Origin of the sequence: Marinobacterium lutimaris (assembly GCF_900108065.1) — a bacterium.
Taxonomy (GTDB): domain Bacteria; phylum Pseudomonadota; class Gammaproteobacteria; order Pseudomonadales; family Balneatricaceae; genus Marinobacterium_D; species Marinobacterium_D lutimaris.
Genome location: NZ_FNVQ01000001.1, coordinates 1,542,624 through 1,565,884, shown reverse-complemented (window position 1 = coordinate 1,565,884; position 23,261 = coordinate 1,542,624). Strand labels below are relative to the sequence as shown.

26 protein-coding genes are annotated in these 23,261 nt (G+C 58.8%); 22 read left to right on the top strand and 4 right to left on the bottom strand.

All coding sequences use genetic code 11. From position 1 onward, the window contains the following. The first annotated feature begins 60 nt into the window (after nucleotides 1-60). The 22 genes from C4S72_RS07005 to C4S72_RS06900 all read left to right on the top strand — a co-directional run bounded on the left by C4S72_RS07005 (nucleotide 61) and on the right by C4S72_RS06900 (nucleotide 20,464). Nucleotides 61-906 (top strand): M48 family metallopeptidase, encoded by an 846-nt coding sequence (locus tag C4S72_RS07005; protein ID WP_104002310.1) that lies wholly within the window; start codon nucleotides 61-63, stop codon nucleotides 904-906. A gap of 50 nt (nucleotides 907-956) precedes the next feature. Continuing rightward, nucleotides 957-1,526 carry a DUF2878 domain-containing protein gene (locus tag C4S72_RS07000; protein WP_160115462.1) on the top strand — a complete coding sequence of 190 codons (570 nt, stop codon included), beginning with the start codon at nucleotides 957-959 and terminating at the stop codon, nucleotides 1,524-1,526. Continuing rightward, nucleotides 1,507-2,022, top strand: coding sequence for a chalcone isomerase family protein (locus tag C4S72_RS06995; protein WP_104002308.1), 516 nt, complete (start codon nucleotides 1,507-1,509; stop codon nucleotides 2,020-2,022). Before C4S72_RS07000 ends, C4S72_RS06995 begins: the two co-directional genes overlap by 20 nt. A gap of 6 nt (nucleotides 2,023-2,028) precedes the next feature. Further along, entirely contained in the window at nucleotides 2,029-2,625 is a 597-nt protein-coding gene (locus C4S72_RS06990; RefSeq protein WP_104002307.1) for a DUF3833 domain-containing protein, read from the top strand. 279 nt (nucleotides 2,626-2,904) lie between these two features. Beyond that, the gene (locus tag C4S72_RS06985) at nucleotides 2,905-3,828 is read left to right on the top strand and encodes a ZIP family metal transporter (protein ID WP_104002306.1); all 924 of its coding nucleotides are present in this window, start codon (nucleotides 2,905-2,907) and stop codon (nucleotides 3,826-3,828) included. 3 nt (nucleotides 3,829-3,831) lie between these two features. Continuing rightward, a complete protein-coding gene (locus C4S72_RS06980) occupies nucleotides 3,832-4,608 on the top strand; it encodes a CLCA_X family protein (RefSeq protein ID WP_104002305.1) in 777 nt (258 codons plus the stop codon). Nucleotides 4,609-4,711: 103 nt separating this feature from the next. Continuing rightward, the gene (locus tag C4S72_RS06975) at nucleotides 4,712-5,881 is read left to right on the top strand and encodes an HD-GYP domain-containing protein (RefSeq protein WP_200826683.1); all 1,170 of its coding nucleotides are present in this window, start codon (nucleotides 4,712-4,714) and stop codon (nucleotides 5,879-5,881) included. A gap of 7 nt (nucleotides 5,882-5,888) precedes the next feature. After that, nucleotides 5,889-6,632: a spermidine synthase gene (locus tag C4S72_RS06970; protein WP_104002303.1), complete on the top strand. Its 744-nt coding sequence runs from the start codon at nucleotides 5,889-5,891 to the stop codon at nucleotides 6,630-6,632. Nucleotides 6,633-6,792: 160 nt separating this feature from the next. Further along, nucleotides 6,793-8,298, top strand: coding sequence for a diguanylate cyclase domain-containing protein (locus tag C4S72_RS06965; protein ID WP_104002302.1), 1,506 nt, complete (start codon nucleotides 6,793-6,795; stop codon nucleotides 8,296-8,298). A 63-nt stretch (nucleotides 8,299-8,361) separates the two neighbouring features. Continuing rightward, nucleotides 8,362-8,799: a secondary thiamine-phosphate synthase enzyme YjbQ gene (locus tag C4S72_RS06960; protein ID WP_104002301.1), complete on the top strand. Its 438-nt coding sequence runs from the start codon at nucleotides 8,362-8,364 to the stop codon at nucleotides 8,797-8,799. Between the two features lie 116 nt (nucleotides 8,800-8,915). Then, complete coding sequence (locus tag C4S72_RS06955) at nucleotides 8,916-9,713, top strand: M15 family metallopeptidase (RefSeq protein ID WP_200826682.1); 798 nt, start codon at nucleotides 8,916-8,918, stop codon at nucleotides 9,711-9,713. Between the two features lie 413 nt (nucleotides 9,714-10,126). Next, on the top strand, nucleotides 10,127-11,254 hold the full coding sequence (locus C4S72_RS06950) for a pectate lyase (RefSeq protein ID WP_104002299.1): 1,128 nt from the start codon (nucleotides 10,127-10,129) through the stop codon (nucleotides 11,252-11,254). Further along, nucleotides 11,251-11,871, top strand: a complete 621-nt coding sequence (locus C4S72_RS06945; RefSeq protein WP_104002298.1) for a tetratricopeptide repeat protein — start codon at nucleotides 11,251-11,253, stop codon at nucleotides 11,869-11,871. The genes C4S72_RS06950 and C4S72_RS06945 overlap by 4 nt, the downstream gene beginning before the upstream one ends. A 30-nt stretch (nucleotides 11,872-11,901) precedes the next feature. Continuing rightward, nucleotides 11,902-13,692 carry an OmpA family protein gene (locus C4S72_RS06940; protein WP_104002297.1) on the top strand — a complete coding sequence of 597 codons (1,791 nt, stop codon included), beginning with the start codon at nucleotides 11,902-11,904 and terminating at the stop codon, nucleotides 13,690-13,692. Nucleotides 13,693-13,711: 19 nt separating this feature from the next. Continuing rightward, a complete protein-coding gene (locus tag C4S72_RS06935) occupies nucleotides 13,712-14,176 on the top strand; it encodes a hypothetical protein (RefSeq protein WP_104002296.1) in 465 nt (154 codons plus the stop codon). Between the two features lie 12 nt (nucleotides 14,177-14,188). Then, nucleotides 14,189-14,926: a hypothetical protein gene (locus C4S72_RS06930; protein ID WP_200826681.1), complete on the top strand. Its 738-nt coding sequence runs from the start codon at nucleotides 14,189-14,191 to the stop codon at nucleotides 14,924-14,926. Nucleotides 14,927-14,966: 40 nt separating this feature from the next. Next, entirely contained in the window at nucleotides 14,967-15,533 is a 567-nt protein-coding gene (locus C4S72_RS06925; RefSeq protein WP_104002295.1) for a hypothetical protein, read from the top strand. A 3-nt stretch (nucleotides 15,534-15,536) separates the two neighbouring features. Further along, nucleotides 15,537-16,496, top strand: coding sequence for a hypothetical protein (locus C4S72_RS06920; protein WP_104002294.1), 960 nt, complete (start codon nucleotides 15,537-15,539; stop codon nucleotides 16,494-16,496). A gap of 75 nt (nucleotides 16,497-16,571) precedes the next feature. After that, on the top strand, nucleotides 16,572-17,213 hold the full coding sequence (locus tag C4S72_RS06915; RefSeq protein WP_104002293.1) for a hypothetical protein: 642 nt from the start codon (nucleotides 16,572-16,574) through the stop codon (nucleotides 17,211-17,213). Then, nucleotides 17,213-18,373, top strand: a complete 1,161-nt coding sequence (locus C4S72_RS06910; protein ID WP_104002292.1) for a PASTA domain-containing protein — start codon at nucleotides 17,213-17,215, stop codon at nucleotides 18,371-18,373. The genes C4S72_RS06915 and C4S72_RS06910 overlap by 1 nt, the downstream gene beginning before the upstream one ends. Before the next feature lie 17 nt (nucleotides 18,374-18,390). After that, entirely contained in the window at nucleotides 18,391-19,053 is a 663-nt protein-coding gene (locus C4S72_RS06905) for a PASTA domain-containing protein (RefSeq protein WP_104002291.1), read from the top strand. Between the two features lie 163 nt (nucleotides 19,054-19,216). Further along, nucleotides 19,217-20,464, top strand: coding sequence for an EAL domain-containing protein (locus C4S72_RS06900; RefSeq protein ID WP_104002290.1), 1,248 nt, complete (start codon nucleotides 19,217-19,219; stop codon nucleotides 20,462-20,464). Here the strand turns inward: C4S72_RS06900 and C4S72_RS06895 are convergent. Genes C4S72_RS06895 through purM form a run of 4 tightly spaced genes read right to left on the bottom strand, consistent with a single transcriptional unit; the run spans nucleotide 20,398 to nucleotide 23,114 of the window. Further along, nucleotides 20,398-20,682 (bottom strand): YfcL family protein, encoded by a 285-nt coding sequence (locus C4S72_RS06895; RefSeq protein ID WP_104002289.1) that lies wholly within the window; start codon nucleotides 20,680-20,682, stop codon nucleotides 20,398-20,400. The genes C4S72_RS06900 and C4S72_RS06895 overlap by 67 nt on opposite strands. Further along, on the bottom strand, nucleotides 20,679-21,395 hold the full coding sequence (locus C4S72_RS06890) for a DUF3108 domain-containing protein (RefSeq protein WP_104002288.1): 717 nt from the start codon (nucleotides 21,393-21,395) through the stop codon (nucleotides 20,679-20,681). Before C4S72_RS06890 ends, C4S72_RS06895 begins: the two co-directional genes overlap by 4 nt. Before the next feature lie 8 nt (nucleotides 21,396-21,403). Beyond that, nucleotides 21,404-22,054, bottom strand: coding sequence for a phosphoribosylglycinamide formyltransferase (gene purN / locus C4S72_RS06885; protein WP_104002287.1), 651 nt, complete (start codon nucleotides 22,052-22,054; stop codon nucleotides 21,404-21,406). A gap of 1 nt (nucleotide 22,055) precedes the next feature. Beyond that, on the bottom strand, nucleotides 22,056-23,114 hold the full coding sequence (gene purM / locus C4S72_RS06880; RefSeq protein ID WP_104002286.1) for a phosphoribosylformylglycinamidine cyclo-ligase: 1,059 nt from the start codon (nucleotides 23,112-23,114) through the stop codon (nucleotides 22,056-22,058). Between the last annotated feature and the right edge of the window lie 147 nt (nucleotides 23,115-23,261).

Genomic DNA, 23,261 nt, shown 5'->3' with positions numbered 1-23,261 from the left:
GGCTTGGCTGCCTTTGAATCCGTTGAATCTGACCATAAACCTGACCAGGACGTTGAGTTGATGAACCTGAGCGCCAAACCCTTAGCGCGGTTTTTCCGCACCACCTTTTTTCCTCTGCTGGGCGGCGCCTTGCTGGCCGGCTGCGCGACCTCACCGACCGGTGAGAGCACTCTGCTGCTGAATTCGCCGACACAGATGAATGCGATTGGCGAGCAATCTTTCGAGCAGATCAAGGCCAAAACGCCTATCGACTCAGGCGATAAGGTAAACCGCTATGTCCGCTGTGTCAGTGAGGCGCTGATCGACCGGATTCCTGCCAGCTACGGGCTGCAGTCCGAACAGTGGGAGATCCGTGTCTTCAAGGACGACGCGGTCAATGCCTTCGCGGTGCCGGGCGGTAAAATCGGCGTCTACACCGGCATGCTCAAAATGGTCGATAACCAGGATCAGTTGGCGGCGGTTATCGGTCATGAGATATCCCATGTACTGGCCCAGCACAGCAATGCCCGGCTCAGCCAGCAGCAGGTGACGTCTACCGGTCTCAACCTGGCCAACCTGTTGCTGACCAACCGGGTTGAAGCGGGCACCCAGCAGGCGCTGATGAGCGCCATGGGGCTGGGCGCAGAGTATGGCGTTATCCTGCCATACAGCCGGTCTCACGAGCGTGAAGCGGACGTGCTTGGCCAGGATCTGATGGCGGACGCCGGATTTGATCCACGTGAGGCATCCAGCCTTTGGCGCAAGATGGCGGCAGAGGGCGGTTCCGCACCGCCGGAGTTTATGTCGACCCACCCGGCGCCCACCAGCCGCGTCACCATCCTTGGCGATCGTGTCAATGAGCTGCTGCCGATCTACCAGCAGGCGCGAGCTCAGGGCAGGGCGCCCCAGTGTGATGCTCTGCGCTGATCCACCCCTGACCGGGATGCGTAACTCCAGCATCAATGTTGGAGCAGATTATGGCATCGCGGCTTTCCCGGCTCTCCGATTTAGGTGGATCGGGTCTCTCATCTAATTTCTGGATTAACCTGGTCGGCTTTCAGCTGATCTGGTGGTCGCTGGTGCTCTGGGGCAACGCGGCGATGCCTGTCGCGCTGCTGCTCTTGCTGATCCACGTTTTTCTGCATTTCTCGCCGCGTAAAGAGCTGCAACTGATGCTGGTTGTGGCCGTGGTTGGCTTTGCGGTCGACTCGCTGCTGACCCTGTCTGGTGTTTTTCGATTTTCTTCCGCTGATTTGCCCTCGCCAATCTGGCCACCTCTCTGGCTGCTGGTGCTCTGGTTTGCCTTTGCGGCGACGCTGAACCAGACGCTCAACTGGTTTTCCGGTCGTTACCGTCTTGCCGCCTTGATCGGTGGGCCTGGCGGTAGCAGCACTTACCTGGCGGCGTCTGAGCTTGGCGCGGTTTCCTTTGGTCCAGGCGTGCTGTCCTCTGTCGCTCTACTGACACTGGTCTGGGCGTTGCTGTTTCCGCTGCTGATCCTGCTGAAAGATCGTATCGAGGTGCATCATGTCTGCATGTCGCGTTAAACCTTTTCTCAGCGTTTATCTGCTGGTTGCACTGCTCTGCGTATCGCTGACGTCGACGGCGCAAAGCCGTTATCCGCAGGGGCTGGAGCAGGTGGGGCAGGCGCGTTTCAGTCTGCTCTGGCTGGATATCTACGACGCCCGGCTTTTCAGCGCCGATGGGTCCTATCGACCGGGTGAGGCACCGCTACTGCTTGAGCTGACCTACCATCGCGCTATCTCTAGTCGCGAGCTTGTCGACGAGACGCTCAATCAGCTGGAGGGGCGCTTCGAGAGGGCTGCGGTACCCGGTGAATTAAACGACCTGCTGCCCAGCGTCGATGATGGCGACCAACTGGCGTTCTACCTGCGAGCGGACGGCGCTGGTGCGTTCTATTTCAATGGCAAATACCTGGGTGAGCTGGATGACTCCGACTTCAATCGTGCGTTTCTGGATATCTGGCTGGCCCCTGATAGCGAGTATCCGGAGCTGACCCGGCGGCTTAAAGGAAAGGAGTAAGAGAAGGTGATACCCAAGATCAGATTGACCCGGCTATCCGTTGCGCTGATTGGCGCGGTACTGATTGCAGGTTGCTCGGCGAACCTCAGTGACTATCGAAACGAGAAGCCGCGTCTCAAGCTCAGCGAGTTCTTTTCCGGCCAGCTGGAAGCCAAGGGCATAGTGCAGGACTTCACCGGCAAGGTGGTACGCCGTTTCAGTGCCGATATTGTCGGTCACTGGGATGAGAATGGGCGAGGTGTTCTGGATGAGCGCTTTATCTATGCCGATGGCAGTGAGCAGACTCGTTGCTGGCGTCTCGCTGAGGACGATCGAAGCGGCGCCTACGCCTACACCGGAACCGCCGGCGATGTGGTAGGCGAGGCCGCAGGCAGTGCCGAGGGCAACGCGCTGAACTGGCAGTACAAACTGCGGGTACCGGTGTCTGGAAAAGAGTGGGTACTGGCCATGGATGACTGGATGTATCTGGTGGATGACCGGACCCTGATCAATCGGACACAAATGTCTAAGTGGGGCCTGGCGGTCGGTGAGGTAACGCTGTATATCACGAAAACAGACGGCAGCGCGCAGCGGCCGCTCTCAGAAGACTGTACGCTGGATTAAGTTAGCCGCCTGCATCCTGGCATCGTGTCGGGAGGTTTTACATTCCGGTGATTCGGGCAAGTGTTCACCATTGATGGGTAAGGCCTGCGGACGACTCTTGGGTATACTGGGTGCTCGATATGATCTGAAAAACGGTATTTGAGCGAGCCCTGCTTGAGCTGATGCGGCAGATATCGAGAGCTCCCGAACCGCAGACGATTGATCACAAGGAGTTCTATTAGGGCGTTATGACAGGGCTTTATGACAGCATTTTATGACAGGACGTTATGACTTCATTTTATGAGTAGTTACGATCCACCCTCTCAGGGTTTTATCAATGCCTGGCTGGCTGAAATCCGTGGGCGTCCCCGGACGGCGGCAGCGCTGCTGACTGCGGTGCTGGCTATCCTGGTGCTGTTACTGAGCCAGTTGCTGGGAGCATCGGTTCTGTCTGTTTCCTTCGGCGAGGCGGCGATTGGCGGTTTTATAGGCTTTGCTTCCACCGCGCTCGGTGCCTGTGGCGCACTGCTGTTAACCAATCTCAAGGCGCGCACGGAAGACTCCATGCTCGGTTTCGCAGCGGGCATGATGCTGGCCGCTTCTTCTTTTTCGCTGATTTTGCCAGGGCTTGCCGAAGGTGAGCGGCTTACCGGCAGTCCGGTCCTTTCGTCGCTGATTCTGTCCCTCGGGCTGGCGCTTGGTGTCGCCCTGATGCTGGGGTTGGATCGCTTTACGCCCCATCAGCACGAGCACCTGGGCGCGCATGGGCCAGACTATCAGCGGCTGAGCCGGGTCTGGTTGTTTACCCTGGCGATTGCGCTGCACAACCTGCCCGAGGGCATGGCGATCGGCGTCAGCTTTTCCGGTGGTGATCTGAGTGTTGGTCTGCCGCTGACCACGGCCATTGCGGTGCAGAATATTCCCGAAGGGCTGGCGGTCGCCATGGCGTTGCGCGCCGCCGGAATGAAAGCGTCCACCGCGGTGCTGTTGGCCGGCGCCACCGGGTTAATGGAGCTGCTGGGATCTTTCCTTGGCATAGGTGTGGCCAGCGGCGTGCCTATCGCTTACCCGGTCGGGTTGGGGCTGGCGGCAGGGGCGATGCTGTTTGTCGTGTCCCACGAGGTTATTCCCGAAACTCATCGTAATGGTCACCAAACGCCGGCGACCATCGGCCTGATGGCCGGCTTTGGGCTGATGATGATCCTGGATACGGCGCTGGGTTAATCGATGAGTTCTATCCGCGAAAGGCAGTTTTACCGCAACGGCCCGATCTACGCCGAGCTGGAAAATTCCGACTTTGCCGCGATCCGGCGCCAGTTCGATTTCCGCAGTATCCGGATCGGCCGCTGGGTAACCAAGGCGGAGCAGGCGAGTGTGGCGCCCCAGTTTCATGCAGCGCTCTGCGATCTGATGCAGATTCTTCAGGTGCCGGAGGTTGTTATCTCCCTGCGCGGCTCATTGGCGCTGCATTACGGCACCGGGGGCCGTCCGGGCGTCGCTGCGCATTACGATGCGGCGCAGCACACCTTTGCACTGGCTAAAAACGCCGGCCCGGGCAGTATTGCCCATGAGTGGTTTCATGCCTTCGATCATTACATCGCCGGCCAGGCGTTCAATGCACTTTCCCCCTCGGTGTTTGGCTCTCGTGCCTGGCTGCACGATGAAGAACAGATCGAGCATCCACTGAACCAGCGGCTCTTCGCCTGCTATAACGCGATCATGCTTAACGCTGACGGCAGCGCTCCCAGTGACCTGGTGAAGCGGTCGATGAAGGTGGATCGGGCCCAGGGGCATCTCTACTTCAGTTTGCCGGAAGAGGTGTGCGCCCGTGCCTTCGAATCCTGGATTCAGGATGCAAGGCTGAAGAATCACTTCCTGGTGAAAGGCACCAAGGAATCTCCCGAGGCCAAGGCCGGTGTTTATCCGCGTGGCGCCGAGAGAGATCTGATAGGGCAGGCTTTCGCCGACTATTTCAGTCTGCTCGGTAGAGCCCTGCGACGTTAAATGGTTGTTATAAGGGTTGTGGTAAGATGTCGGTCATTGCTGTAATGGTGTATATGAATTGCGACGTCCCCAGCCCGACTGTTCATCGGATCAAGGAATGCTGATGGCAAAACTGATCTACCTCTCCGCAGATGAGGCTATCCTCGAAGGCTTCATCAAGGTTCTAGACCCCGCATATGCCCTGGAGGTACTGACACTTCCCGAAGAGGTGCAGATGCGGCTGAAAAGCGGAGGTTTTGACGCGGTATTGCTCGATGACGCCGCCGCTGGATATCTCGGCGAGCTCAACTGCCGCGCCGTTGTCAGTGAGGCCAAGGAGCGCTCATTACCGGTACTGATGCTGAATCGTCAGGCGACTCCCGAGGCCCGCTTATCGGCGCTGGAACTGGGCTGTGACGACTATCTTGCCGCGCCGTTTCTGGCGCCGGTTGTCGAAGCTAAACTGCGCAGTCATTTCAAATTGAGTGAGTTGCAGCAGCGTTATGACGAGCAGAGCGATGCCATGGCGCATGTAATGACTGAGCTCTCGGTGGTTCAGGATGCGGCGATTCTCTGCCTGGCCTCGGTAGCGCGAGTCCGCGATCACTCCACCGGTAACCACATTCTGCGAACCCAGCACTATGTCAAAGCGCTGGCCGAGCATCTGCGTCACCACCCCAGGTTTAGCGAAGAGCTGGATTCAGACACCATCGAACTGCTCTACAAGACCGCGGCGCTGCACGATATCGGCAAGGTGGCGATTCCCGATGCCATTCTGCAAAAGCCGGGGCCCTTAACGCCGGAAGAGTTCGAGGTGATGAAACAGCATGCCTGGTTTGGATACCAGGCGATGCACACAGCTGAACAACTGATGGAGCGTTCACTGGGCGAGCGCGCAGCGCGGTTTCTCAAGGTGGGGCAACAGGTCACCTTGAGTCACCACGAGCGCTGGGATGGCGCAGGCTATCCCCAGGGGCTCAAGGGCGAACAGATCCCGGTAGCCGCACGCCTGATGTCCGTGGCCGATGTCTACGACGCTATCTCCTCGCGCCGCCCTTACAAGGATGCATTGGGCCACGATTCCGCGGTCGAGGTGATCTCTGCCGGTCGCGGCACACATTTTGATCCCGATGTGGTCGATGCGTTTATCGATCTTAAAGATACCTTCGCGCGCATATCTCTGGTGCTGGAGGATCTTTTCCCATCACTGACCGACCTTAGCCTCCATTCCATCGAAGACCTGGTATCCCCGCAAGAGGCTGGTGGCGAACGCCAGCCTTACAAGGAAAACTGATCCTGTAATGACCGCTTCAGCCCGAGAAATCTTCCGTGAATATGATCAGTACGGCGTTGTCCGTGTGCTTGATGACGGCAACCGCCGCATCCTGAGCTTCGGCGATGACGATGAGCAGAGCTGCGTACTGAAAACCGATGTTACCGACCTGCAGCACGAGTACACCCGTGCGATGCTGCTGGCGCTGATATTCAACGAGCCGCGCCGGGTGCTAACCCTGGGGTTGGGCGCCGGCAGCCTCAACACCTGCCTGCATAACCGCTTTCCCGGCATCAAGCAGGAGGTGGTTGAGTTGCGCCCCGCCGTGATTGAGGCGGCGCGACGCTTTTTCCAGCTGCCGCGCAGCAAGCGGCTGGTGCTGCATGAGATGGATGCCAAAGTCTATCTCGGGGCGCCGGAGGTATCCGGCGTCGACATTCTGTTCAGTGATCTTTACGGATCGGATGGCATGGATGAGATGCAGCTCGATCCGGACTTTATCGAGCGCTGCGCAGATCTGATCAAGGCCGACGGCTGGCTGGTGCTCAACTGCTGGCGCGAACATGAAAGCAGCGAGCTGCCCAACCTGCTATCCACCTGGTTCACAGAGCTTTACAGCGTGCGTACCAGCGATGGCAACTGGGTGCTGTTTGCCGGCAAAAAGCCAAGCCAGCTGAGTAACAGCCAGATCAAGTCCAGGCTAAAACAGTTGGAAAAGCAGCTAGGTTTCTCTCTTCATCCGGGCTTTAAGCGTCTACAATCCCTAATTTGAACGCACGGTAGAAAAAGCGGTATCGCAGCTTCTGCTGATCAATTCCAAAAAAATATTGGTATGAGGTTTGCTTTGAGGGTAGACCTACAGTTGTTCTTGATGAACCGTCAAGGAGTGACAGTTCATCATTGATTTTCTATCCAACCCGGGCAGACGCCGTATGAAAGGGATTTTACAGCGGGTCGTGCAGTGGTTAGGTGGGCTGAACAGATGTCTGAGTACACGTCTGGCGCTTGCGGCTGTCGTGTTGTTTCTTGTGTTCGATTTCACCGCCCTGGCACTGAATATCTGGTTAACTTACCGGATTGAATCTCAAACCGTTTATATCAACCTTGCTGGACGGCAACGGATGCTGTCGCAGCAGATGGTAAAAACACTGCTCGAAATCGAGAGTCCACAACAGACGGAGCAGGATTCCGCCGAGCTGAAACAGCGGCTGGAACACACCTTTAGCCTGTTTGACCGCACCCTGTTGGCTTTTGACGGGGGAGGTCTCACCCGTGACGGCCTCGGTAAAGAGATCTACCTGGAACCGCTCGACAGGGAGGAGCCGAAAGCTCTGGTTGAGGATGCGCAGAGAATCTGGCTTCCCTATCGCGGCGCCATGGTTGAACTGCTCTATGAGCCCGGTGAAGAGGCGCTTAAGAACGCCGTGGCGCTGGCGCAGGATCGGAACGATGATCTGCTTGAGCTGATGAACCGGCTCACCTTCGAACTGCAGCAGAATACCAGCCATGAAGCGTCGCAAATCCGCCTGTTCCAGGGGATCGCTTTCCTGTTGGCGCTGCTTAACTTCTGCGTGGCGATCACCATCTACCTGGTGCGTATGCAGCGTGCCCACCAGGAAAGGGATCTGATCGACAGTGTTATCGATCGGGTTGCTTCAGGCATTCTGGTGGTCGATCGCGGTCAGCAGATCATCCGTGCCAATGAGGCGATGGAGCTGCTCTGTGGCTATAGCGAGTCGGAGCTGCTGTCGCGCCCGGTGCAGCAGGTTCTACGTCGCAGCGGTAAAGAGATGATTGCGGTCAACCGGGATGGCAAAAGCTACTACTGCTCGGTCGATGTGAGCCTGGCGCAGCTGGCCGGTAAGCCGGTTGAGGTCTACACCATCAATGATGTGACCGAGCAGAAACGAACCCACGACCGCCTTTCGATCCTGGCTTATCACGATCAATTGACCGGGTTGCCTAACCGGCTGCTGTTCGATGACCGTCTGAAGCTGGAACTCAACCACTGCCGTCGACTGGATAGCCGCCTGGCGGTGCTGTTTATCGACCTGGACCAGTTCAAACCGATCAACGATAAATATGGCCACGATGTGGGCGACCAGCTGTTACGTCAGTTTGCGGCCAGGCTGAACAACTCGCTGCGCAGCACCGATACGGTATCGCGGCGCGGTGGTGACGAATTCACCCTGATTTTGACCGATATTCCGGTACGTTCGGTGTGTGAAAAGCTGGTCTTCAACCTGCACCAGGAGATCACCAAACCCTACTTTATCGAAGGCAGGGAGATGCAGGTCGGAGCCAGTATCGGCGTGGTCAGTTTTCCTGAGGATGGTGACAGCGCCGAAACCCTGCTCAAACATGCCGATGAAGCGATGTACTGGGCCAAGCACCATATCCCCGGCAGTATCGCGTTCTGGAGCGATCTGGAGTCCTGACGTTGTCAGCGCCGGTCAGGTGCGGATAATGGCCTCATTCCAGCTTCGTAACAGGAGAACAGCATGGCCGAAACCCTTTGGTACCAGCAGGTTCTGACCCTCAAGGCCAGGCGTCGGGGTTTTCATCTGATTACCGATGAGATCGAGCGCGAGCTGAGTGTACAGCTCGGGCGGCTCGATTGCGGCCTGCTGCATCTCTTTCTTCAGCACACCTCTGCATCGCTGACCATCAACGAGAACGCCGACCCTACGGTACGTCAGGACTTTGAAAGTCACTTCACCCGCGCGGTGCCGGAGCAGCCGGGGCTTTATCGTCACGACTATGAAGGGCCGGACGATATGCCCGCGCATATCAAAAGCAGTATTCTTGGACCCGCTTTGACTATTCCGGTCAGCCGCGGGCGGCTGGCGCTGGGTACCTGGCAGGGCATGTACCTCTGTGAGCATCGTGATCATGCCGGTGCCCGCCGGATTGTCGCAACGCTGACCGGCAGCGTTTAAAGGCCAAAGTGCCAGTCAATGATTCTTGTCTATACTGAAACGCCTCAGGATTTACCCTTATAGACTGAATGGGTAAGTCGCTGCATCACTCACCGTATCTCAAGGAGGGGGACAGTATGTCTATCCAGATCCTGCGTCGCGGTAGTCAGGGCAAGTTTGTAGAGCGCTGGCAGACTTTTCTAGTCGGGTTGAGGTTTCTGCACTTTGCGGTCGATGGCGATTTTGGTCCGCGTACCGAAGAAGCGAGCAAAGCGTTCCAGCGCTCACAGGGCCTTTCTGCCGACGGTATCGTTGGGCCTCAAACCATTGGTAAGGCGATTCTTCTTGGCTTTGACGCGGGTTTCAGTGATCCGGATCAGGGCGATGCCGAGGATCTTTTACCGGGCAACGCGGTATTAAAACCCGCGACTGCAGCTACCCGCATACGCCTGTTTGGAGAGTTCGATTTCGAGCCGGATCCCAGGCCTGGAAATCGGGAAGCGATCAATATTATCGGCGACTGGGAAAAGCAGAATATCGTAACCGTTTATATTCCACAGCTTGAGGGTATTTCGGTTTTCGGTAAACGCAGCAGCGGCCGGATGCGGTTTCATCGACTCGCAGTGGAGCAACTGAAAGCGATGTGGGCCGCCTGGGAAGATGCCGGGGTATTGCGCACAGTCCTGACCTACGATGGCAGCTTTAATGCCCGTTTTATTCGCGGCAGTCGCACCACGCTCAGTAATCATGCCTTTGGTAGCGCGTTCGATATCAATGCCCGCTGGAATCCGCTGGGCGCCATTCCCGTTGCCATGGGGCGGGAAGGATCGGTCCGTGAGCTGGTGGCGATCGCAAATCAGTTTGGCTTTTTCTGGGGTGGTCACTTTAAGGGACGGCCCGATGGCATGCATTTCGAGGTGGCCAAGTTACTCTAATCGAGGTGGCCAAGTTACTCTAAATGTTCAAGATATGTTGAATTAGAATTTTTCATAGTCGTATCGTTGGTTTTTTTACCTCTTTCTTTCTATCGATCCCCGCTATTTACAGCGGGGATATGCATTTTTTTGGCCTGGATTAATACTACTTAAAACGGATGTTATCTATTAGGTACGAATTTAATAACCAAGATGAATTCGTTTTAATATAGATTTGTGGCCTATTTAAGACACCGCTTAAAAACAGTAAAACGGTCGTTTGACCTTTCCTGGATCTGCTGCTTTTCTTCCTTTGCCCGCTGATGGAATCAGCCTGAGCGCTGCGGTGATCGTTCTTTTGCGCGAATTTATCAGGTCATAAAACCGTCACGGACAAGCGAAAAAAATAATAACTCTGGACAAGGAGTTGGTTCATGCAGGAATCCGCAGTCCGGTTCCAGCCTGAGGCGCCAAGCGGCGACTATCGCCTTGTTGTCACCTCCATCGGCACCGCCTCGCCCGCCACGGCACGCTCCATTGCGGTTGGGCTCAATGTCTCGGTACAGACGGTGCTGGATGCCTTTTACCGTGCCCCTTCCGTTCTGGTGGACCAGATCCCGAGGGAAATAGCCGAGCAGATGCAGACGCTGCTGGAATCCCTCGGATACGAAACGGCGATCGAGTCCATCGCGGACAAGTTACCCGTCCCCAGCGAATACCTGGATATCGCCGCCTACCTCACCGATGTCGACCAATTTGATCGCGTTGCCGCTGAGCTGGCTGGCTTTATCGGCGCCAGCGAGGCGGATGCCTCCCGCCTGCTGAGCACGCCGCCCGGAGTGGTGCTCGGGAGCGTCAGCGACGCCACGCTTCAGGCGCTGCGCCAACGGCTGGGAGAGGGGATTGAGCTGATCGCTTCTAATCCAAAGCAGGCGACCTACGATCTGTTTCTTGCGGCTGAATCGGCGGATCAGGCCCGGCGCACCTGTGCCGAGCTTAGGCGCAGGGGCTACGCGCTGCAGGCAGAGCAGGGCTGCGTGCTGATGAACCTCGGTAAGCAGCAAGCCGACGAGCTCTGGTCCGTGTTCCACAGGTCAAACTCCCTACGTGTGATCAATCGTGACTTTCTGCGCTATGACCTGGTGCTGGTCGACTCCGGCAGTGGAGCGACCGAACCGGCTCGAAGGTTACTGACCGAGCTGGCCGGTATCCCGCCAGGGCTGATCGATAAGGTGTTCGCGGCAACGCCGATTACGCTGATCGAAGCGCTGCCGGCGGCGCAGCTCGAAGCGGCCATGGAGGCCTGTTGTGCCGCTGGACTCAATGTACGTGCGGACCTGATCAGCTTTATGCATCTGGGGCTGAGAATAACGCGTACCTCACAACCGGCGCGGCTGCACAGCACCTTGAGCAGTCTGGGGCTGCTCGATCCGGGGCAGAACTCCCTGCCGGAGCTGCCTTTTTCTCTACCTTGCAGCTTTCCCGAGCTGCAGGCACGCATTATTCGCAGCGCGCTCAAGGCTGCAGGTACAGAGGTGGAGCTGGTGGAGGTGGCCGCATGAATCAGAACCATCAGGCCGCGGCGGCGGAAGCCCATGCCTATCATCTGGGCGTCGCCGAGGCGGGCAAGTGTTTCGCCCTGAAGGGAGATCATCGCGAGGCGTTGCGCCATTACCGCGAAGCGATGCGGCTGGCGGTGTCTGCGTCAGCGCCTGAGGTGTTTTTCCGTCACTACTGCCAGTGTGTGCTGGAGAGCCTGGAGCTCACCGGTCAGTTTCAGGAAGTGATCGAGTATTGCGAGAAGGCCGACGCCTACTACGAGCAGATCAGCAGTCAGAAGCAAGCCCCCAGCCAGCTGCACGGCAGAGATCACGCCAGCATCCTGGAACGCCTGGGGCTGATCTACGCCAAGCAGGGAGAGAGTGAGGCGGCCATCGCCTGCCTCGAGAAGGCGCGTACCCTGGCTGGCAGTGAAAGGCTGGCACTGACCGAACAGGTTTATGGCTGGCTGCGCCGCGGCATGGTGCCGGATGTGGCGCGACTCACTGCCGCGCAGCGCAAGCACCAATATTTTACCGTCCGGGCTGAGCAGGTTGATGCCCGCCGGGCACGACCCTTGACCGCCGATCAGGGGAGCAAGCATCACCGAGGGGTGAACCCCTTCAATATCTCGGACTGACGCCGCCCACTGGCGGTCGGGAGCAGAGCAATGGCCGATTACGATGGATTGACCCCTGGGCAGGTGCTGGCCGACGCCAGCGTTGCCGAATTTATCAAGACGCTGGGGTTGTCGATAGCCGAAGCGCAGCAGGCGCTGGACGAAAATTCGGTGGACCAGATCGGCGAGTTTCTGGTCCCGCGGGAATCCCTGGGTGGCAAAACGTTGCTGGATCTGGGGCTGTCACCGGCGTTTTACCACTATCAGCATGCCGATATCAGCTGTTCGCTGCAGCTGAGCCTGAGGGTGGAAAAAGACCTCAGTGTCGGCCTTAATCTGAATGGCTCCTACAGCGACAACCAGACCAGTAACTCCAACCAGTCGGACAGCAGTGAAAGCACCGAAAGTGGTACCACTACTGCCACGCGGGAGCGCACCGCTGAGGTCAGCATCGAGTCCGCCAGCACCGGTGCGCTGAGCATCGGTGGGCGCTCGTTTAACCTCAGTGGGGATGATCCGCTGACTCGCATCCGTGCGCTTCAGGATGCAGTAATGAACGACGCCGAAGCGGGGGTGCCGCGCCTTCTTTATGAGCCGGGCGAGCGCAGTTTCGTGATCACCACCGATGCGGATGCGGAGAAGGTTCAAACGACCGACAAAACCGTGGTCTTCAATGGCGGCGGTTTTGATCGCTGCCTGATCCAGATCGATACAAACAGCGCGACCGATTATGTCTTCAATGGCAGCGTGACCGTGAATACAACGGCGCAGGCGTCGCTTGAGGCCTATGCTAACCATGTCGAGGCGCAGGTTCGTGCAGCGGGTTATAACGCCGGCATATTCCCCACCTCGACGCCCATCTATACCACTCACTTCCGCACAGGGCGCCATCACCTTGAAACCTTCGATGTCGATGGCACCACCTATAACGACGGCGTATTCCAGAGCCTGAGCGATCTGGCCAGTTTCGCACGCGCTCATAACTACGATCTCGATGTTGAAGGGTTTGCAGACGCCCAGAGTTACCAGAACCAGTCTGAATCCGGCTCGGACCAGAGCAATATCGAGCTGGGTAACCGGCGTGCCGATGAGGTGATCCGGGTGCTGCTTGCCAACGGTATGGAAGCCGGCAAGGTGCATCGCACCGCCTCCCGGGGCCGTGCTGCAGCCCAGGCTGCCGGCGGGCCGGCGGACAATGTGGCGTTTCGCAAGGCGGAGGTGCGTATTCGTGGTCGTAGCGCATATCTGCTGATCGTGCATTCAACCTCGGCGAGCCTGACAATCGTTGATATAGCGCCAGACAAAACGGCGCCAGGCAGCAGCGGTAACGGCTTCGTTTGGCTCTATCGTCCGCAAGCACTCTCCCTCAGTGGAAAAAAGGTCAGCATCGATGGCACCGACTTCCTGCTCTCCGGCGCCTCGGCGGGAGGGCATGCCGCGGGCAGTCCCTCTGCCTATGCGCAGAACCTAAAGAACGCGATCAATGCCAATGCCGGAGTCGATTTCAGCGCTTCCGCCGAAGCCAATATGGTCACCGTTTTCGGCAAGAGCACACCGTTCCGCCTCACGCTGATCTCGTCAGAGCAGCGTTCGATTCAGCTTAGCGGCAGTGAGGGGATCACCATTACCCGCAGCTTTACCCGCACCGAGTCTTCCAGCCTCACGCGCCAGAACACGGGCAACCGGGCGGTGGCCGTGGGCGCTTCGCTGGATGTGCGCTACTCGCGCCAGTTCGAGATGAACGTGAGCGGCAATTCGGCGATCTCGGCGCGGCTTGTCTCCATTCCGGCGCCGCCGGAGTTTCTGGAGACGATCAAATCCTTTTTGACCCCGAACGACTGATTGGCAGGGAGGGAGTGTCATGAGTGAGGTACCTGCGGTCACCCGCTCGCTGATGTCGGCGCCGCTGCCCCAGATTATCGAAAAGCTCGGGGTTGCCGTGGCGCAGGCGCAGCTGGCGCTGGACAAGAACTCCATCGACATCGCGCAGTCGCTGGCCGAGTCGGAGGTGGAGATCGGTAACAACACCTACAACCTGCTGTCGCTGGGGTTTGTACCGAGTTTCTATGCCTTCACCGAAGCTACGGTGGAGGCGAAGCTCAGTTTCAGTATGACCGAAAGCACCGAAACCTCGGTCAATGTGGGCGTCCAGGCGGGCGTCAACTACGGCATCTTCATGGCGGCGGCATCGGTGGATGTGGGCTATGCGCGCAAGTTTTCCGTGTCGGCGGAGGGGATGTCGTCCATCGCGGCGCGCCTGGTTTCACTGCCGGCCCCGGAGACGTTTCTGCTGCTGCTCAAGCAGCAGTATCAGCAAGAGATCTAAAGGAGAACGACGATGGCTATCGGACAGGAACTGCTTAACGTACCTATGGGGGACATGATCCGGCAGATGGCCTTTGCCATCGCCGACGGTCAGTACCAGCTCGACGAAAACTCCATCAACGTGGCCGAGATGATGGGCGGCCTGACCACGGTTTACGACGAGAGAGGCAAGGTCAGCTTTGACGATAGCCGGGTCTTCTTCGGCTACGAATATATGACCGTTAAGGAGGCGGTTGCCTACGCCGCCGTGGACGATGCGCTCAGCGGCACCCTCGGCGATGACGTCATCAAGCTTACCGAGGTGCTGGCGCCGCTGATCGAAGGGCTTGATGAAAACGCGGAGATCCGCGTGCCGGTGCGGCATTCGATGATGGAGCTGGGTTTTACACCGACCTTCTACCAGTTCGTCGATACCATCATCGAGGTGAAGATAGCCATCAAGATCACCCGCGAGCGCGAATATAGCCGTACCCGCAGCGACACCAAAACCGACAAGGCCAACGCCTATAAACGCAAGCGCTCCTTCTGGGGGACCAGCCGCTCCAGTGGTAGCAGCAGCTCGGTAGCCACCAGCCAGGTCGATGCAACCTACTCGAGCAAGTACTCCTACTCGGCGGAGGGCGCGTCGATTCTGCGGACAAAAATCGTCCCCGTGCCGCCACCGGCAGTGCTGGAGGATCGCATCCGTTCGTTTATGGAAACTGAAGAGGCGCGGCGTAATGCCAGTCTTGAAGAGGCCGACAACAGCTGACGCCTGAGCCTTTGTTCGCTACCAAGCAGAGGGTAAGCCCATGTCTATTGGCACAGAAATGCAGAATACCCCCTTCCCCGAGATGGTGCGGGCGCTGGGGGTGGGTATCGCAGAGGCCCAGTACGAGCTCGATCTGGTGTCGCTGAAGATTGCCAGGATGATGGCGGGCTACGCGCCGGATCCTGAGCCGGAAGAGGGGGAACCGTCGCCGCCGGCTGCGGAGCCGCCGGAGCGCAACATACTGGTGAAGCTGGGCGATGGTCAGGAGTACTCGCTGCTTGAGCTCGGTTTCGTACCGACCTTCTACCAGTTTGTCGATACGCTGATCGAACTCAAGCTCTCGATCTCCATGTCACGGGAGACCAACTTCAAGCGTTCGTCTACCCAGGTAAACGCTTCGGTCAGCGGCAAGGTGGGGTTCTTCTCTGCCTCAGCCAAAATGAGCGTCAGCTCAGTTTCGGCGAGTTATTCCTCCAAGTACCAGTACTCAGCCGAGGGCTCGTCGTTGTTGCGCACCAAGTTGGTCCCGGTGCCGCCGCCGGCGATTCTCGAAGAACGGATTCGCGCGATGATCGCCGCCACCCAGGCCGAAGCGGATAACGGCTGAATCATGCCCAGGCGTAGCTGGCGAGACCTGGAAGCCACCGCTGCTGATACGGAGTCGTCGGCGGCGTTGTTTCCCGGGCTGCCATCCATCACGCCCGGCGCACAGGGCAACCTGGAACAGGCCGCCAATCTCGCACCGGGTACTGAGCTGGGCCGCTTACTTGAGAAGCGTAATGAGCTTGAAGCCAGACTTCGGCAGGTCACCGGCGAAGAAAGCGCCGATGATGCGATGCGACAACGCTTCCCGGTGGCCAGCTTTGCCGAACGACGTGCGCAGGAGCAGGCCTGGGCGGTCCAGCGTGCCGCGGGTCAGCAACGCAGTGGGACCGGTCGGTCTGAACGACAGTTGGGTCCATCTCCGTTGGAAGGACGAATGGATGCAGGGCTGGCGGGGCGTAGTGGTTTGGCTGGAGGTATAGGCGACCGGTTCAGCAGTGGCTTGGGTGCAGCGCGCAGTGCGCTGGCCAGGAGCGCGGAGGCGGTGCGGCCGCTGAGCGATACGCTCGACAGTGCGCAGCGCTCTGTCAGCGGTGCACGCACCCAGTTGCGTGATCTTGATCGCCAGCTTGCCAGCGAAGGGGTATCGGACGCGGAGCGAAGCGAAGTGCGAAAGGCGCTCCATGGCGACAAAATCGACAAGGCCGGCGCCGTATTGGATCGGGTCAACGCAGTAATGGACAGGCCGAAACGGGCAGCGGAACAGATCGAATCCGGCTGGCTCGGTCGGCAGCGGAAGATCACCGGCGCCATGGATAGGTACTCCGGTTATGCCGAGCGCCGCGAACAACAAATGTCGCTGGAGCGGGGTGGCTCCGGCGATCTGTTTGAGCGGATGCGGGCTAATCGCCAGCGTGCGCTGGAGCGCCGACGTGATGCGATGCTGCAAGAACAACGCGACGAGCAGCGTCGGCAGCGTGCCAGAGAGAAACACCGTGAACGTCAACGGGAAGAAACTGAAGGCTAGTGCCCGGTACATAGAACCTTGTTGCTTATCTGTATGCAGTCATCTCTATGAAGTCACCTGTATGAGGTTGTTGGAATGAGCGAAGGACAGTTCATCGCAGATACCCTGGAAAGCCTGCTCGCCGGTATGGCCGAAAGTCTGCGCGAGGCCCAGGAGGAGCTGAACACCCTGGCTCCGCTGGATAGCTATGGCAGGCCCATGCCGCAGTACCGCATTCCCCATCTGGATTTTGAGATCGGCTTTGAGTTGAAGTCGGAGTCGACTCCCGCCGGCGGTTTCCGCCTCAAGTTTCTGCCGCTGAAGCAGGAGAAAAGCTCAAGGGAGGTAGCGAGCCGAATCAGCGGCCGATTCATTGCCGTGCCCCCCGGCGAGGGGATGCCGGTGCCCAGGCTTGAGGCTGAGGTACTGTCCGAGGGCGCGAAACGAACCCTGGTGTTGCAGGCCAGTACCAGCGCCGGGCAACTGCTGCAGGGCGCCGAAATCGAGTTGAACCTGGACAGGGAAGCCTCGATAGGTCTGTCCAGTGCGGCCGGTGTTGCCGCTCCCAAGCTGGCATCGGTACAGCTGGCGCGGGCGTTGGTGCAGACCGATGAGGCCGGCGAGGCAGCAGTCGAAGTGACGCTCGGGCCTGCGCTGCAGACCAAGGCCGTGATCGTGCTGGTGGCAGAACTGGGCGCTGAGCGTCTGCGTGTGGTAATCGGCAAGGAGATAGCGTGATGGCTAAGGTGGTCGCAACGGTCCAGCTGTTTACTGATGAGGGCAAGCCGGCGTCGGGGCATACGCTGAAGCTTGAAGCTTTTAACCTGGAGCGAAATGCCTGGCTGGCGGTGGCCAGTGGCAAGACCGATGCCAAAGGCAATATCCAGATGACGGCGGGTGTGGTCAGCGGAGCATTGGCGCCATCGCTGCGGCTGGTGGAGGCGGGCAATCCCGCTCCCCGCGTGCTCGCCCATGGTGGCTTGATGTCCTATGTTCCCCGTTCGCAGTTGCTGTATCTGGATTTTGGCAAGGTCGAGCGTCTTGAGGAAACCGCCCATGCGCTGCAGCACACGCAAACCCGCTTCGCACAAAACGGTGAAACTGTGGCTGGCGCCGCAGCGGTGCCGGCACAGACCTCCCGGCTGACACTGAACCGTGTCGCCATCGCGAATCCGCAGCTGTTCACCGGCGTCAATCTGGCCGCCGAGGTGGACCCGAAGATTACCGCGACGCCGCTGATTCAGGCGGAGCTATTGAAGAATAAAGAGCTACAGGTACTTAAGGCCAGGGAGCTGGAGCTGAACGCGGACCTGATGGACAAAACCCGGGAGAACACTCTCTATGTGGAGCAGATCGCCACTGCCGACAAGCGTATCGCGCTGCTGGAGCGGGATCTGGCTTCTATCCAGGTCGAAAGGCAGACATTGAACCGGGAGTTGGAGCTGATCAAGGCCAGGACGAAGCAGCCGGCGGAGATCGAGGGGATGCTGCTTGGGCTCGGCAGCAAACTGGATGCTTCGCGTAAGCAGATGCAGAAACAGCAGCTGCCTTACCGTATCGGCAATATCAAAGTGGATCTGCACGGCGCGTTAACGGCGGATGGCAAGTCCCTGGTGTTTGGCGAGGGGGGCGTGATCAGCACCGAGCTGATCAATGAGGAAACCGCCGGCGAAGAGGTGAAGGTACCCGTGCCCGCCATTCAGGGGTTGACCGAATCGGCGGCGCGACGGGTGCTGCGTTCGGTTGGGTTACGCATGAGTGTCGCCCATCAGCAGTTGAAGCCGGGGCAGGGTGTGCCGGGGCAGGCGATAGGTCAGCACCCGGCTGCCGGTGGGGCGCTGCCGCACGGAAGCGAGGTGATGGTGGTGTTTGGTGAAGGCTCGGGCGATTCAGTCTGATCAGGAGGCTTAGGGCGATGAAGAATATACGCAACCTGGTGAACGATGTGGTGGCGGCGCCTCTGGGTGATGTTATTGCCTCGGTGGGTGAAGGAGTGGCCGCGGCCCAACATGCTCTGGATGAGGGCTCGCTGGCGGCGGTGCTTGAGCTGTATGCCGATGGTGATGATGCAAAAATGCAGCTGCTGCGTGAAATCGGTTACCGCCCTACCTTTTATACGCTGCCCGATACCACGGGTGAGGTGCGGGTGGCGCTGAAGCTCGGACAGGGTGCTGCCGGCGCTTCGTCAGCCAAGGCGGTAAGCAAGAGCTCGGCGCCAACGGCTGTGATGGCCCGGTTGGGCGCTCGTGGCTTGAATCTGAGTCAGAAACTTTACGCTTCTCCGGTGGACGCAGGTTACAGCAACCAATACGGCTACAGCGCTGATATCAGTGCCAAGCTCACCTTTCGCATCGTGCCGATACCGCCGCCGGAAGGTGTCGACGAGCTGCGCCTGGTGCCGGAACTGACAGGCAAAAAGCTGTCGCAGGCACGGCTGCTGCTGGAGGCTTACGAGCTGGAACTTGAGATTGATGCCGATCCGGCTGAAGACGCCGATCCCGAGATTTTGAGCCAGGAACCAGTCGCCGGCGGCATCGCCAGGGTGGGGGATTCGATCAAACTAACACTGGCTGAATAGGGCGGCGGCTGAATTGTTGGGCCGATGATAATAAGACGCTTCCCACCTACAACTCTGGTGCTACCTTTAGAATTGATGCTTAGCGATATTCCCGTCTGACGGTTGTCTGCAGGACTCTGGCCCGGGCTTTGCTTAATGCGCAGGCGCATGATTTGAGGTAGCTATGCAAAAAGATACGAATTCAACAATAACATCTAATAACGTGTTTCCCTGGTTTCAGCCGGTTGTGGATGTGGCTACGGGGACGATCATCGGATACGAGGCGCTGGCCCGGCGCTATAACGAGCAGGGCGAAGTGGTGTCTGCCGCTCATCTGCTCAGAGCCGATAACAGCTCCTCCCCGGAGCAGCGGCTGGAGCTTGATCGCAGCCTGCGTGTCCAGGCGCTGAAAATGTTCGCCGCCAAGGCTGAAGCCGGCCAGGTGCTGGCGCTGAACCTTTCCCCTGAGTGGATCGACTCCCTGGAGTCGTTCGAGAACCTGCCCACCCTGGATATGATCCGCGAAGCCGGTGTTAAGCCGGAGCAGGTACTGCTCGAAATTACCGAGATCAACGGCGATATCGATCGCATTCGTGAACTGGCCACGCTTTACCGCAAGGCGGGGGTGCGTGTTGCCTATGACGACTTTGGTGCCGGCTTCCAGCAACTTGATCGCCTTATGGCGTTCACGCCGGATGTGATCAAGGTGGATATCCGCATGTTCAGCGCTGGCGAGATCACGCACCAAAAACGCGCGCTGATGCAGATGGTGGGTGACCTTGGTGCGCGCATGGGCTGCAAGGTGGTCTTCGAAGGGGTGGAGACCGAGGATGAGTTTTTCCTCGCGCTGCACTGTAACGCGAGCCATATCCAGGGCTTTCTGTTTTCGCCGGCCCAGGCAGAGCTGGCGCCGCGAGAGTGTTTCAAGGCGCAGGTAAAGGGTTTGCTGGAGAACCATCTGGATCTGGCCATCGATGAAACCGCCCGGCGTCAGTTTCATCATGAGGGGCTTAAGTCTGAGTTGATGGCGCTACGTGAACTGCTGCTGGCTGGTGGCGATACCCACCTGTCCAGTTTCCGCCCCGACCCGGACATTCTGCGGTTCTACATCTGTGATCGCCAGGGCAACCAGATTTCACCGAACTGGTCGTTCAAGGATGAGCAGTGGTGCGCGGATGAACGGGTGATCGGCGCCAACTGGAGCTGGCGTCCGTACTTCTATCAGCTGGTGGGATCGGACGATTACAACACCCGGGTGATGAGCTCAACCAGCTACAGCGATATATCGACTGGTCGGGTCTGCCATACGCTGTCGCTGGCGCTGGATGAGCGCCGGGTGCTGCTGGTGGATGTGGTCGACCGGGCTCAGAGCCCGCGGCCGATGTCGGCGTTAATCGCCTGCCAGAGCGACCGGATGCCCAGCTTGTCCTGATCGGAAAGACGGTCAACGCTGAACGCTTTATCCAGGCTGGCGTTGACCTCGCGGTCCAGCGCTTCCAGGTCGTCGCCACCCTCGGCGGCGACCAGGCTCAGATGGCCAAGCAGGTAGCTGGCGAAGAAGCGTTTATCGTTATCGTCAAAGCCTGCTTCGGTTTCCATTTGGGTCAGCTGGTTATAGGCCTGGTCTGCGGCCTGTTCAAAAGCGCTCATTCATTCTCCAGTTGATTCAGCAGGAGCCCGTATTCCTTGCCATCGGACTCCACCTGGTAAAGTTTTACGATCAGGTATTCCAGCTCCGGCGCAAACCAGAGATGGGTAGTGCGTTTGGCGTCTTCACCCCGCACGCGCTCCACTTTCAGCGCGTTGAACTTGCCCGCAGGCGTTTCTACCGTCTCCTCACCGATCACGCGGAAGTGATATTCCGACAGCAAACCACCATCAGCGACCTGGTAGACAAGATCCGTTTTGCCCGCTGCCAGGTCCAGCCGCAGCTGCAACTGGTAGCTGAGCTTGTCCTGGGTGCCGGCGGGTATTTTCATCCGCCAGGGCTTCTCTTCCACCGTGGTGGTTACCTGGTTATCGGACCAGTTGAACTTCAGATCCACCAGCCGTTCCCGCCCCAGGAGCTTGCGCTCGTAGCGGTATTCCAGCGGCTGAATCTCGTTATTGCTGTAGGTAAAGTGGGAGCCTTCGTGCTGGCGTGCGACCACGGCGTCAGCGGTGGAGTCGAACACCCAGCTGCCGTCTTCCTGCTGGCGCAGTTCACGGTAGGCGTTGGCGTTTAGTTCAACCCCTGCGTCGAGGCTGGCGGTGTAATTGGCGCGAAAGGGCGTAAGAGTATCCGCGCTGACCGCTGGGGCCAGCGCGGCAAATACAAACATCCCTTTCAATACAAACAGCAGAGTGCTAAGGCTCTGTCGCATCAAGACTACTACTCGTTAGCGTAGCGGTATCCCGATGAGGGAAGGGGGGCTCCGTCCAGAAGCACCTGGCCGTTATCGAGGCGCAGGCGATCGCTGCAGAACCACTCTACCGCCAGTGGATAGATCCGGTGCTCGAGTCGATGTACACGCTGCTGCAGGCTGTCGGCATCGTCCCCGCTCTGCACCGGGGTGGCTGCCTGTACGACCAGCGGACCGCCATCCAGTTCCTCAGTGACGAAATGCACGGTGCAACCGTGTTCCGCATCACCCGCTTCCAGCGCGCGCTGATGAGTGTGCAGTCCTTTGTACTTGGGTAGCAGTGACGGGTGGATATTGAACAGGCGTCCGGCGTAGTGACGCACAAACTCCGGAGTCAGAATCCGCATGAAGCCGGCGAGTACCACCAGGTCCGGTGAATGGGCATCGATGGTCGCCTGCAGGGCGCCATCGAACGCTTCCCGGTCCGCGTAGTCGCGGTGGTTCAGCACCGTCGTGGCAATACCGGCATTCGCCGCACGGGTCAGGCCGTACGCTTCTTCCTTGTTGGAGATAACCGCAGCGATGCGGCCGGAGATCCGGCCGCTGTCGATCTGATCAATGATCGCCTGCAGGTTGGAGCCACTGCCGGAGATCAGTACGACGATCCTTTTGTCACTCATCTCAGGCGCTGAGTCCCCGCAGTTCCACCTGTTCTTCGCCTGCGGCGGCTTCTTCGATGGAGCCGATCACCCAGGCGGTTTCGCCTTCGCCAGCCAGCAGGTCCAGTGCTTCCTGAGCCTTGTCGGCCGGAACGCAGATCACCATGCCCACGCCGCAGTTCAGGGTGCGGTACATTTCGCGCTGCTCGACGTTACCCTGCTCCTGCAGCCATTTGAACACGGCCGGGATTTCCCAGGAGTTGGTATCGATCACTGCCTTGGCGTTGTCCGGCAGTACGCGGGGGATGTTTTCCAGCAGGCCGCCACCAGTGATATGGGACAGGGCGTTAACCTGGCTTTCCTTGATCAGTTTCAGCAGCTGTTTGACGTAGATCCGGGTCGGTTCCAGTAGTGCGTCGGCCAGGGTCTTGTCACCCATGGGCATCTGCAGGTCTGCATCGCTGACTTCCAAGATCTTGCGGATCAGGGAGTAGCCGTTGGAATGCGGGCCGGAAGAGGCGAGGGCGATCAGGGTGTCGCCGGTGCTGACCTTGCTGCCGTCGATGATGTCGTCTTTTTCGACCACGCCGACACAGAAGCCGGCCAGATCGTAGTCGTCGCCTTCGTACATGCCCGGCATTTCGGCGGTTTCACCGCCAACCAGCGCAGCGCCTGCCAGTTCACAACCAGCACCGATGCCGGTCACCACGTCAGCGGCCATATCCACGTTCAGGTGGCCGGTAGCGTAGTAGTCGAGGAATATCAGCGGCTCGGCACCGGCAACGACCAGGTCGTTGACGCACATGGCCACCAGGTCGATACCGATGGTGTCATGTTTGCCCAGGTCCATCGCCAGGCGCAGCTTGGTGCCGACGCCGTCGGTACCAGTGACCAGTACCGGCTTGCGATATCCGGCGGGCAGTTCGCACAGTGCGCCGAAGCCGCCCAGACCGCCCATCACTTCGGGGCGCGAGGTGCGTTTGGCGACGCCTTTGATACGTTCGACAAGCGCATTGCCGGCATCGATATCAACACCTGCATCCTTGTAGCTCAGGGATGTTTTCTCAGAACCTGTAGACATGGATCGAATCAACCTTTCAACAGCGGGAAGAGTAGCGTTAAAGAAGGCGCCTAGTTTACAGCGCCGGGTGGGTGTAAGGCCAGTTTTCGCGCCACCCTTGTTCAGGAAAGGCTGAACAAATTCGTGGCGCCTCAATGTGTGAGGCTG